General features: G+C 36.2%; 13 protein-coding genes. All 13 read right to left on the bottom strand.

Translation table 11 applies throughout. The features are described 5' to 3' along the window. Positions 1–74: 74 nt before the first annotated feature. Positions 75–1,226 carry a GH25 family lysozyme gene (locus EVI01_RS04845; protein ID WP_010751363.1) on the bottom strand — a complete coding sequence of 384 codons (1,152 nt, stop codon included), beginning with the start codon at positions 1,224–1,226 and terminating at the stop codon, positions 75–77. Positions 1,227–1,817: 591 nt separating this feature from the next. Then, positions 1,818–2,537: a YebC/PmpR family DNA-binding transcriptional regulator gene (locus EVI01_RS04850; protein WP_010751364.1), complete on the bottom strand. Its 720-nt coding sequence runs from the start codon at positions 2,535–2,537 to the stop codon at positions 1,818–1,820. A 125-nt stretch (positions 2,538–2,662) separates the two neighbouring features. After that, positions 2,663–3,814, bottom strand: a complete 1,152-nt coding sequence (locus tag EVI01_RS04855; RefSeq protein WP_010751365.1) for a nucleotidyltransferase — start codon at positions 3,812–3,814, stop codon at positions 2,663–2,665. A 279-nt stretch (positions 3,815–4,093) separates the two neighbouring features. After that, positions 4,094–4,834, bottom strand: a complete 741-nt coding sequence (locus EVI01_RS04860; protein ID WP_010751366.1) for a class I SAM-dependent DNA methyltransferase — start codon at positions 4,832–4,834, stop codon at positions 4,094–4,096. A gap of 1 nt (position 4,835) precedes the next feature. Beyond that, on the bottom strand, positions 4,836–5,189 hold the full coding sequence (gene rsfS / locus EVI01_RS04865) for a ribosome silencing factor (RefSeq protein WP_035007931.1): 354 nt from the start codon (positions 5,187–5,189) through the stop codon (positions 4,836–4,838). A gap of 26 nt (positions 5,190–5,215) precedes the next feature. Continuing rightward, complete coding sequence (gene yqeK, locus EVI01_RS04870; RefSeq protein WP_010751368.1) at positions 5,216–5,803, bottom strand: bis(5'-nucleosyl)-tetraphosphatase (symmetrical) YqeK; 588 nt, start codon at positions 5,801–5,803, stop codon at positions 5,216–5,218. Then, positions 5,793–6,443 (bottom strand): nicotinate-nucleotide adenylyltransferase, encoded by a 651-nt coding sequence (locus tag EVI01_RS04875; protein ID WP_025480664.1) that lies wholly within the window; start codon positions 6,441–6,443, stop codon positions 5,793–5,795. The genes yqeK and EVI01_RS04875 overlap by 11 nt, the downstream gene beginning before the upstream one ends. A gap of 9 nt (positions 6,444–6,452) precedes the next feature. Continuing rightward, complete coding sequence (yhbY, locus tag EVI01_RS04880) at positions 6,453–6,764, bottom strand: ribosome assembly RNA-binding protein YhbY (RefSeq protein WP_010751370.1); 312 nt, start codon at positions 6,762–6,764, stop codon at positions 6,453–6,455. Between the two features lie 15 nt (positions 6,765–6,779). Next, on the bottom strand, positions 6,780–7,889 hold the full coding sequence (gene yqeH / locus EVI01_RS04885) for a ribosome biogenesis GTPase YqeH (RefSeq protein WP_010751371.1): 1,110 nt from the start codon (positions 7,887–7,889) through the stop codon (positions 6,780–6,782). After that, positions 7,886–8,413, bottom strand: coding sequence for a YqeG family HAD IIIA-type phosphatase (locus EVI01_RS04890; RefSeq protein ID WP_010751372.1), 528 nt, complete (start codon positions 8,411–8,413; stop codon positions 7,886–7,888). The genes yqeH and EVI01_RS04890 overlap by 4 nt, the downstream gene beginning before the upstream one ends. A 190-nt stretch (positions 8,414–8,603) precedes the next feature. Further along, the gene (locus EVI01_RS04895) at positions 8,604–9,338 is read right to left on the bottom strand and encodes an amino acid ABC transporter ATP-binding protein (protein ID WP_010751373.1); all 735 of its coding nucleotides are present in this window, start codon (positions 9,336–9,338) and stop codon (positions 8,604–8,606) included. Positions 9,339–9,350: 12 nt separating this feature from the next. Further along, entirely contained in the window at positions 9,351–10,040 is a 690-nt protein-coding gene (locus EVI01_RS04900; RefSeq protein WP_010751374.1) for an amino acid ABC transporter permease, read from the bottom strand. A gap of 12 nt (positions 10,041–10,052) precedes the next feature. Then, on the bottom strand, positions 10,053–10,877 hold the full coding sequence (locus EVI01_RS04905; protein ID WP_010751375.1) for a transporter substrate-binding domain-containing protein: 825 nt from the start codon (positions 10,875–10,877) through the stop codon (positions 10,053–10,055). Between the last annotated feature and the right edge of the window lie 9 nt (positions 10,878–10,886).

Genomic DNA, 10,886 nt, shown 5'->3' on the forward strand with positions numbered 1-10,886 from the left:
TTATTTTTAAAGATTTCTGAAAAGTACAGAGTGGTTAACAAAAACACTCGAAAATCTTTTATCTTTAAATCTGGTCATTTATTTAATAATGTTTCTTTCACAATGAGACTTTCTAATAATTTTCTATTAGCAGAAGAAGTACCTGGTTTTCCTGATACTTCAAACACTTCAATTTTTTGTCCTTTTTTTCCAGAAAAATGTCGTCTTATTCGCTGACTATTGTCGTTCATACTCTCTCTAAAAGAGTAATAGTTTTTTCCTTGATATGTTTCCATAAAATATTTTCCATCAACATAAACGATAAAGCGCTTGTTTCCATTAAAATCTTCCGTGGCTAAATTTAAATAAACATACGGCGTAGCATTTCGGACTCCGTATGACAATAGTTGGGGCTTTGTTTCATTGACAAAGCGCCCTAAATAATCTGTACTGATATCAAATACTCGTTCACTAAATTCAGGAAAGTATAAATCGCTTGCCCATTGCCAAGCAGCTTTATCTGTGTGTAATAAATGATCATCAGATGGATTATATGGCCATTGAGCAACCCAACAATTTTCTTTTCCTAATCTTTGAGTATCTAACTTTCCATCCGTAAACCATGAGGCATTGGAATAGTGTATAACATTCGGATAACCTACTTGTTGAAACACTTCTTGAAAAGTAAGCGCATTGTCTGTTACTTTATCTAGATTCATCTTTGGGTTTTCACTGTCATTTACAATGACTGTATCAAATGGTAAATTTAACTCGTTCATATAGGCCAATAAAAAGTTGGCTTCGTCTTTAGTATCTTCTCCCTCATTGAACCAAGCATAATGATAAACACTCACCTTTAAACCAGCCTTTTTCGCATGTTTAATTTGTTCAGGTGCAAGCGGATTTCGATAAGAATCACCTTCTGTTAGTTTCACAACAACGCCTCTGACACCATATTTTTTCATCGTTTGATACTCTTCTACTGTTGGAACGCCATTATGTGAAGAGACATCAATAAAGTCTTTGGCTGGACGATTTGCTTCTGCTGCCGAAATGCCATTATTTGCTTCTAATGAACGTTTTTGTAACAGATTTCTTTTTTTAATTGAGTCACCTAACGTATGTTGGTTATTCTCCGTAATCGTTTCTTTTGTCATTTCAGCACTTACATGATGATTCGTGACGAACAGACAAAATAATAATCCTACTATACAATAAAAATAAACTGATACACTTCCTTTTTTCATTCAATCACTCCTTTTGTGCTATTGATCATACTTCATTATCCTAGCTTTAACCGGAAATTTAACCAGTGTTATCGCTAGTTTATACAACCACCTTTATGTATACCAGAACTGGCTAAATCTCCTCTCTATGTCGTTTGATTGTCATAAGCATTTCTATCGTTTGCCATAGCCTCATTTATCCTTCTTTTTAAAAGGTCAATGGGTGATAGCTAATTGTTGTTCTTAATGTCGTATGATGTCTCACATTATAAATAAATAACAACAGTAATTACTAAAAATATCCTAAAAGAACGTTTTGAGTTCATTTATGTCACTTTATTTATTCAAAAGTAGTTTTTAGCAGAAGCAAATCATATCTAGACATCCCTGTTGCAATAATTTGTAAGAAAGCCAAGAAGAAACTTTGATGAGGAATTATTTCTTATTGACGTGATCTATTCATTTCTCAGATAGACGAAGAAAATAGTCCTTGTTCTGCCGTTTTCTGCGTGACTATAGTTTACTCACATACAAAAAATAGCATTCATCCCCCATTTGCTAGAGCGGGGGATGAATGCTTGAATAAAGTTGACTATTCAATCAAATGAATGACTAGTCTTCTAAAGCCACATTATGGAAAACATGCTGAACGTCTTCAAGGTCTTCCAATGCATCAATCATTTTTTCAAATGTTTCTTGGTCTTCTGGTGAAAGCGTTACTTCATTTTGAGGAATCATTTGGATTTCAGCAATTGAAAAATCAGTGATTCCTTTTTCTTTTAATGCTTCTTGGATACTGTGGAAATCAGCGACTTCACCGTAAACAATGATTTGTCCATCTTCTTCCATGACATCGCGGACATCAATCTCTTTATCCATTAAGTATTCAAGAATTTCATCTGCATCTTCTCCAGCAAAACCGAAAATGGCAGTATTATCGAACATATAAGAAACTGCTCCAGAAACGCCCATATTTCCGCCATTTTTACCAAAAGCTGCACGTACATCAGCGGCTGTACGGTTCACATTGTTTGTTAACGTGTCAACAATAACCATTGAACCATTTGGTCCAAAGCCTTCATAACGTAATTCAGAGTATGTCTCATCCCCTGCACCTTTTGCTTTTTCAATCGCACGATCAATAATATGTTTAGGTACGTTGTAAGTTTTAGCGCGTTCAATGACGAAACGTAGTTTTTGGTTAGCGTGTGGGTCTGGATCACCTGATTTTGCTGCTGCATAAATTTCGATTCCGAATTTAGCATAAACTCGGCTATTATTTGCATCTTTTGCTGTTTTTTTAGCTACGATGTTTGCCCATTTACGTCCCATATTCTCACTTCGCTTTCTAATTTAATTGTTCTTTTCTGATTGTGGTTAAGTACAAAAACGTCCTGTTCCATTATACTTGTGAATGTGGATTCTGTGAAGTATTTTTTCGACACTTTTGCTTTTCATCAGTAGGAATAAGGTTTTCTGCCAAAATTCTGTTCAGGTATCTTTCCACCTAGTTGATAAATTTGATCACTTCGTACCATTAGATGGGCTATTTTTGCTTCTTTTTTGCCGATTTTTGAAAACAAAGGCAACTCTTTTTTTTCTTTTAAAAAGGATTGACCTGCTTTAGTAAATCCTAGTACATGGATGTATCTTTGAGTTTGTTGATCCAATAATTCTTCTTTTTGAATATTCAATAATACATAACATGCTAAGCGCTGGATTCTAGTCCAAGTATACCTTTTAGACTTAACTAAGGTCACAAATTCATGAAATGAAGCGGCTGATTTTGCTGCTGCCTGCATTCTAATTTCAAGACCTTCTGACATTTGGTAGATGTTTTTTAACTGTTCCAAATTAGAAGACAATAATTGATAGCGGAGAAAAGGCCAATAGTTCTCCCAAGTTTGCATTGGTTCTTCGCTTAATAACTTGGCCGTCGTTTCTGGCACAAAATCGTCTATTAAACGTTCTTCTCCTAATGCTTTGCGAATAGCAGTCGCACTAGCAATCGATTGATCCGTTAACGTTTCCTCATGATAGCCAGCGCTTTTCCTAGCAATTGGTACTAATTTCATCGGTTCTTGATAACTGGCATTTTCTTTTGCATAGCTTAGTCCTAAGATATGATTGGGCGAAGAAAAATCAAAAGTGAGTTCTGGATAAAGGTTTGTAAAAACATTCATCATTTTTTGAGGATAACTCATCGCTTGATCCGACAATTGTTGAAGTTCTTGTTGGATCTTATGTTGGTTTTGTCGCACAAATATGCCAAAATCTTCATAGGCAAAAACTATTTTTTCTTCTGTTCCAAAACATAAATAGTTGCAATTGAGCATTTGTAAAAGCTGAACTGCTCCTTTAGCGAAGTAATCAGCGGATTGCACAGACCACTCTACTGGTAGTTCAACAACAAGATCTACGCCGTTATGAAGCGCAGATTTTGCTCTGGACCACTTGTCTAAAATTGCTGGTTCACCACGTTGCAAAAAATTACCACTCATAACTGCTACCATAAGATCTGCACCAGTTTGTTTCCTAGCCATCTCGGCGTGATAACGATGGCCATTGTGAAAAGGATTATATTCTACAATAATGCCACAAACGTTCATCGCTTTTCCTCCACTTATCTAAGTTTTATTGCACCAACTCTCTTGAGCCATCGTATGTCTGTTGAGTGATTAAGCTCATTTAATGGTCGGTTCAGCTCGTCAAAAAAATTGTTTTACTGAGATACTTCAAGTTTTTTTATCCTGATAGTTTAAAAAGAAATCTTTTTCTATACGGCATCATGCCTATAAAGTAAGCCCGAAAAATCAAAAACAAAAAGCTGTTTTCGAATTTTCGAGCTTAATTTTTGAAACAAAGCAACTCATTTTGCATGGATGTTTTCATTCCTTATAGGCCACAAAGAAAAGCCGTTTTGTCTCTTCGTTTGGTTGCTCATCCGTAAAATCAGCAAAGGTTTCCACTCTAGCAAAACCACTATTTTCTAACATTCTAAAGTAGTTATCTAAAGAGTACGTCTGCTCTTGATGAAGTTCATCTTCACGAATGAATTTGCCAGGTTCTTGTGGATCTTCCACAAAAAAAGTTAAGAAATGTTCGATGCTATGCTTTTCTTTTCCTGGATAGCTATCCCATAAAAAGGCAAAGTTTTCAGTTTGATAATGATAACTATATTCTGGAAAAACAGTCTCAATTTGATAAATGGAATGGACATCAAACAAAAAGCATCCATTTTCTTCTAACGCTTGATACACTTCATCAAATACTTGTTGCACCTCTTGTTCGTTCTTCATGTAACATAAAGAATCAGAAAAACAAGTGATCGCTTGATATTGACCAATTTCAGATAAATCAAGCATATTTCCTTCAACAAATTGAATCGCTGTTTGTTCTTCAAACGCACGTTGACTAGCAACCATCAGCATCTCTTCTGAAAGATCCAGCCCAGTTACATTGTATCCGTCTTTAGCAAAAGCCACTGCCAAAGCACCTGTCCCACAAGCGAGTTCTAAAATGTTCTTAGTACCACTTGGCAAATGACGTTTGGAAAAGTCCAACCATTGCTGGTATAACGTCTCATCCATCACTTCATCGTAGACAAAGGCAAAAGTTTCATAAGCCATATTAATCTAACCATTCATCTAGGTCGACAAGTGGTGCATCAGACCATAATTTTTCTAAGTTATAAAAACTTCTTTCAGGGGCGTGAAAAACATGGACGATCACATCGCCTAAATCAATCAAAATCCATTTTCCGCCTTCTTTTCCCTCGATACGTTTTACTTCAAACTTGTTTTCTTCTTCTTTTTCAATGATCTCTTCGGTAATGGCATGAAGTTGTCTTTCACTATTTGCCGAACAAATCATAAAATAGTCAGCTAATAAAGAAACTTTTCTTACATCTAAAGCGACAATGTCTTCTGCACGTTTAGAATCGGCAGCTTTTACTGCGATTTTTAGTTGTTCTTTGCTATTGATGGTCAATTCCTCCTAATGAGTAGCCATTACTTTTTAGCTACCCAATGATTATATGTTTCAATTGATTTTGGATTAATCTGTTGTTCTTGTTCAATTAAATGTGCCAATGTACGTTTTGTCTCAAACGCTACAGCCTCGTCTAAGTCAAGTAAAGCAATCTCTCTTGCATCTTGAACACCGGGAAACGAGCGATTTGGTTCAATGTAATCAGCTACGTAAATAATTTTATCTAATAAAGACATCTGAGCCGCTCCTGTCGTATGAACACGGATGGCTTGAAGGATTTCTTCATCAGTGATGCCAAGTTCTCTTTCTACAAATGAGGCACCTATCAATCCATGCCAGATTGCATTTCCATACTGGAGTAACGCTGGATCGTATCCCTCTCGTTTGATGACTAAAATAAATTCCTCATCAGGACGTTCTTTGGCATAATCGTGAGTTAAAGCAGCGATACTAGCTTTTTCTGTGGAACAGCCATATTTTGCTGCAAGAGCAATGGCTGTTTCCTCCACACCAAGAACATGTTGAAAACGCCGTTCACTCATTCTCATCTGAACTTTTTGCATTAAGGTTTCTCTTGAATAGGCCGTGTATTCTTCACTATAGTTCATTTTGATATAGCCCTTCTTTCTGGATATATTCAATGACTTTATCTGGAACGAGATAACGCACAGAACAGCCTTGTTGAATTTTCTGACGGATTTTCGTTGAACTGATATCAATGGTCGGAACGTCTACCCAAATAACCGGATACGGCGTTTCTATTTGATAGCCTGTTCGACGAATACCAACAAAATGAACCATGGTTACTAATTCGTCAATTTTATACCATTTCGGCAGATATTCCACCATATCCCCACCGATAATAAAATAATAATCAGTATCAGGATTATTTTGTATCAAGGCTTTCATCGTATCATAAGTATAGCTTTTGCCTTTTCGAGATAACTCGATCGTTTCTATTTTTAAAAAAGGATTATCAGCTATCGCAAGTTCAAGCATGTTTAAGCGATGAGATGCAGCAATCGTCGGTTTTTCATCCACATGAGGCGGTTGATAAGAGGGCATCAAGTAGACCTCGTCTAATCCTAAGTTTTTACCCGCCTGTTCTGCCATAACTAAATGTGCCAAGTGGATAGGATTAAAGGTACCACCTAAAATACCAACTTGCTTACGTTTCTCAAAAATTTGAGGCATTTCTTGTGGGAATACTTGAGATTCGACAAAAGCTTTTGCTTGCGATTTCATAATCGTCACTCCTTAAATAGCTTTGACTTCTTTTGAAAGACGTTGATATTTCTCCTTTGAAGAAGGCTTATAGAGTACAAGGACTCGTCCAATAATTTGAACGACCTCACATGCCACGGTTTCTTCTAAAACTTCAGCAACCTCTTGAGGGATTTCGTCCGTATTTTGTAATAAAGAGACTTTGATCAATTCGCGTTTTTCCAACGCTTCTTCAATTTGCACCATCATTGCTGAGTTGATGCCACCTTTACCAATTTGAAAAATTGGTTGTAAATGGTGTGCCTTACTCCGTAAAAATCTTTTTTGTTTTCCTCTTAAACTCATATTGTTCCTTCTTCCTTAAATCAATGCTTTTCTTTTCATTACATTCACACCTTTTGGCGCCCACCCAGCAACCACTGCTGGTTGTGTCACCGTGATCCAACCTAATCCAGCAAATACGATATCGGTTTTTTCTTTCACAGAAAATTCAAAACGAACAAGTTCTGGAAAATCAGTGACTTCATCTGGACGAGGCGGCTGTAATAAGCCCCCAACATGTTTTTCATAAAAATTATCTGCTTTTTCCAACTTTGTGCGGTGAAGGTTAAGATCATTGGAAACATAAGCAATAAAAGAACCACGTTGACCACTCACAAAGTCAAAGCGTGCTAATCCGCCTAAAAAAAGTGTTTGTCCTTCATTTAGTTGGTAAACTTTCGGTTTGATTTCTTTAGTTGGTGCAATCATGCGTAAATCTTTTTTTCCTAAGTAATGAGCCATTTGGTAACGATGAATAATCCCTGGTGTGTCAATCAAAAAATGGCCATCATCAAGAGGAATCTCAATTTTATCTAAGGTCGTACCTGGAAACTGGGAAGTTGTAATAACATCTTTTACTCCGGCCGTATTCTTAATAATTTGATTAATCAATGTTGATTTTCCAACATTTGTGACACCGACAATATAAACGTCACGACCTTCGCGATACTCTTCGATTTTTTTAAGAAGAGTTTCCATTTCATTGGCTTTTTTTGCACTTGTTAATAACACTTCAACGGGTCTTAGTCCAGCTTCATGCGCACGTTCTTTCATCCATTGAATCATTTTTGGCTTTTTCAAAGATTTAGGTAAAATATCTACTTTGTTTCCTACTAAAAGCACTGGATTATTTCCAACAAAACGGTGCAACCCAGGGATCAACGAACCGTTAAAGTCAAAAATGTCCACTACATTCACTATCAAGGCATCCTTTTGTCCTAATTCATTTAGCAAACGTAAAAAGTCATCGTCTGTCAAAGAAACATCTTGAATCTCATTATAGTGTCTCAACCGAAAACAACGTTGGCAATAAACTTCGCCTGTTTCTAATCCTTTTTCTAATGCTGCTTTTGGTGTATATCCTAATTCATTTGGATGTTCGGTTTGAATCACTGCTCCACAACCGATACACTGTAATTCTTCATTCATTTTATTCCACCTCGCCAGCCCATATCAGGATTATGTGCTAATAAATAGGCCATGATTTTACGTTCCCAAAAACGATTGAATCGTGTTTTCCAACTATCTGTTTCAATGATTGGTTTTACTAAAATACTTCTAATACCCGCACGATTTGCTCCGCGGATATCTGTCATGATCTGATCACCGATCATCACTACTTCATCATTTGAAAGATTTAACTGTTTCTTGGCACGATTGATCCCTATTGCTAATGGTTTCAACGCTCGAGCAACATACAGTAATTCAAATTTATCAATGGCTCGTGCTACTCGTTCAGAGCTATTGTTTGATACAACAACCACTGGGATACCTGCATTTCTCATTTCTAAAATCCAATCTAGTAACTCTTCAGTCCCATCAGGATTGTTCCAAGCGATCAAGGTGTTGTCTAAGTCTGTTAGAACTGCTTTAATCCCTAATTTTTTTAATTGTGCAGGGGTAATTTTGTAGATGGCGTCTACCATCCATGTCGGTTTATAATTTGAAAACATTTTGTCTCCTCATCTGCAAAAAATGAAGGAGCACGAAATGTACTCCTCAGCCCCATATTATACTGCATTCTATTAAAAAAAACTACCTCTACATCCGATTCCTTTTTTTGAATAAACAAATTTTAACAAAAAAATGACGAGTGAACTTCTGTTGCTTTGCCAGAAGTTCACTCGTTGAAACGATTATTTTTTATAAAATTTTCGATAAAAAATCGGCAGTACGTGGGTGTTTTGTTTGCTCAAAAATTTCAGTAGGCGTTCCTTCTTCCACAATAATGCCACCATCCATGAAAAGAAGTCGATTGCTCACTTCTTTTGCAAAACCCATTTCATGCGTTACAATAACCATCGTCATTCCTTCTTTAGCTAATTGCAACATGATTTCTAACACTTCGCCCACCATTTCAGGATCCAAGGCGGAAGTAGGTTCATCAAATAGCATGACATCGGGTTGCATCGCTAATGATCGAGCAATAGCAACACGTTGTTGTTGCCCACCAGATAGTGACTGCGGATAAGCATCTGCCTTATCTGATAATCCTACTTTTTTCAGTAAATCTCTAGCAACCATTTCTGCTTCTTTTTTAGATACTTTTTTTACTTTTACTGGTGATAACATAATATTTTCTAATACGGTCATATTAGGAAACAAATTAAATTGTTGAAAAACCATTCCTACTTTTTCTCTTGTTTTAAAGATATCATTTTGCTTATCTGTAATGACCGTACCTTCAAATTTGACTTCACCTGAAGTTGGAACTTCTAATAAGTTCATACATCTTAACAAAGTACTTTTTCCTGAACCCGATGGACCTAATAGCACGACGACTTCGCCAGAATAAATTTTTGTATTGATATCTTTCAAGACTTCATTTTCACCAAATTTTTTACTTAAATGTTTTATTTCAATCAATGCTTTATTCATTTTATTCGCTCCCTATCCCTGATATCCTTTCCCTAGTTTTTTCTCCCATAGATTCAACAAACGTGAAGTAGCAAATGTCATCACAAAATAGATGGCTGCTGCTACAAAGTAGGGCTCTAATGGAATGTATGAGTTGGAAATCACGATTTGAGCTGCTCCCATTAATTCATTGATACCAATGGCAGTTAAAAGGGAAGAATCTTTGATCAACGTAATAAACTCGTTTCCTAAAGGAGGTAAAATGTTTCTTAGTGCTTGTGGCAAAATCACATAGCGCATCGTTTGTGCTGGACGCAAACCTAAAGAATAAGAGGCTTCTGTTTGTCCATAATTCACCGCTAAAATTCCTCCACGAATAATTTCAGCTACGTATGCCCCAGAATTCAAAGACAACACAACCATTCCTGGGAGCAAGCGTCCAAGATCAACAGTTAAAACACCTACTTCAACACTTTGTGAAGGAAAAAAACGTTGGAGTAATAAAAAACCAATCATAATTTGCAAAAGCATCGGTGTTCCTCGCAATACCTCAATGTAAATATTTGCGAAAACATTCATTGGTTTATTTTTAGCTAGTTTCAGCAAGGCCATCACTAAACCAATGCAAGTGCCGAAAATAATCGTACTAATTGAAATCATCATTGTAATTCCTGTACCGGATAAAAAGTAAGGAAAATATTTATCTAAAAAGGAAAAATCCACGCTTCTTTACCTCTATTCTGTCGCTGCTTTTTCAGCTAATTCATTGTTTTTTTGAATAAATTCTTCAATTTTCCCTTCATCAGTCAACTTTTTGATGATGCGGTTCAATTCTTTTTGTAACTTGCTTTCTCCTTTAGGCAAGGCAATAGCGAAAGCTTCATCTGCTGATGGTTCAAGAGCAATATCCGCAATCATCAGCTCTGGATTTTGAGCAACATATGACTCGGCAATTGTTTTTTCAACAACCATTGCATCCAGCGAACCTTGCTTGACTTCAACGATCATATTTAGCAGTTTATCAATCGTAACAATTTTTGCCTCTTTGATTTGTTCTTTGACAATATCTTCTTGAATAGATCCTTTTTGAGCACCTACGTTTTTGTTTTTTAGCGAACTGGTACTAGTATAAGTGTCCTTATTCTTTTTATTGATAATCACTACTTGCGGGGGATTATAATAATTATCTGTAAAATCGAATTGTTTTTTTCTTTCATCTGTTGCTGAAATAGCTGAAATAGCTATATCAGCTTTTCCTTCTTTTAAAGAAGCTAAAACTGTATTGAAACTCATATCAGAAACTTCTACTTTGACACCTAATTCTTTTGCAATCGCCGTGACTAAATCAATATCTGAACCTACGATTTTATCTTTCCCGTCAATCATCGTATGAAACTCAAACGGTGCATAATCAGCTGATGTGGCTACTTTTAACACACCACTTTCTTTAATGGCTGCTAATTTATCCGTTGTTTTGTCCGTTGCATTCCCACTACTTCCACATGCGCTTAAAGTGACTAAAGCCATAAGTGTAGCAATGACTCCTAAAAATTTTTTCATTCTGTTTCC

It is taken from the genome of Enterococcus villorum (assembly GCF_007990225.1).
Classification (GTDB): domain Bacteria; phylum Bacillota; class Bacilli; order Lactobacillales; family Enterococcaceae; genus Enterococcus_B; species Enterococcus_B villorum.

Coding starts and splice junctions, on each gene's coding strand:
- EVI01_RS04845 (WP_010751363.1), bottom strand. CDS start 1,226: ATGAAAAAAGGAAGTGTATCAGTTTATTTTTATTGTATAGTAGGATTA.
- yqeK (WP_010751368.1), bottom strand. CDS start 5,803: ATGAACTATAGTGAAGAATACACGGCCTATTCAAGAGAAACCTTAATG.
- EVI01_RS04855 (WP_010751365.1), bottom strand. CDS start 3,814: ATGAACGTTTGTGGCATTATTGTAGAATATAATCCTTTTCACAATGGC.
- EVI01_RS04905 (WP_010751375.1), bottom strand. CDS start 10,877: ATGAAAAAATTTTTAGGAGTCATTGCTACACTTATGGCTTTAGTCACT.
- yqeH (WP_010751371.1), bottom strand. CDS start 7,889: ATGAATGAAGAATTACAGTGTATCGGTTGTGGAGCAGTGATTCAAACC.
- EVI01_RS04860 (WP_010751366.1), bottom strand. CDS start 4,834: ATGGCTTATGAAACTTTTGCCTTTGTCTACGATGAAGTGATGGATGAG.
- yhbY (WP_010751370.1), bottom strand. CDS start 6,764: ATGAGTTTAAGAGGAAAACAAAAAAGATTTTTACGGAGTAAGGCACAC.
- EVI01_RS04895 (WP_010751373.1), bottom strand. CDS start 9,338: ATGAATAAAGCATTGATTGAAATAAAACATTTAAGTAAAAAATTTGGT.
- EVI01_RS04850 (WP_010751364.1), bottom strand. CDS start 2,537: ATGGGACGTAAATGGGCAAACATCGTAGCTAAAAAAACAGCAAAAGAT.
- EVI01_RS04890 (WP_010751372.1), bottom strand. CDS start 8,413: ATGTTTTCAAATTATAAACCGACATGGATGGTAGACGCCATCTACAAA.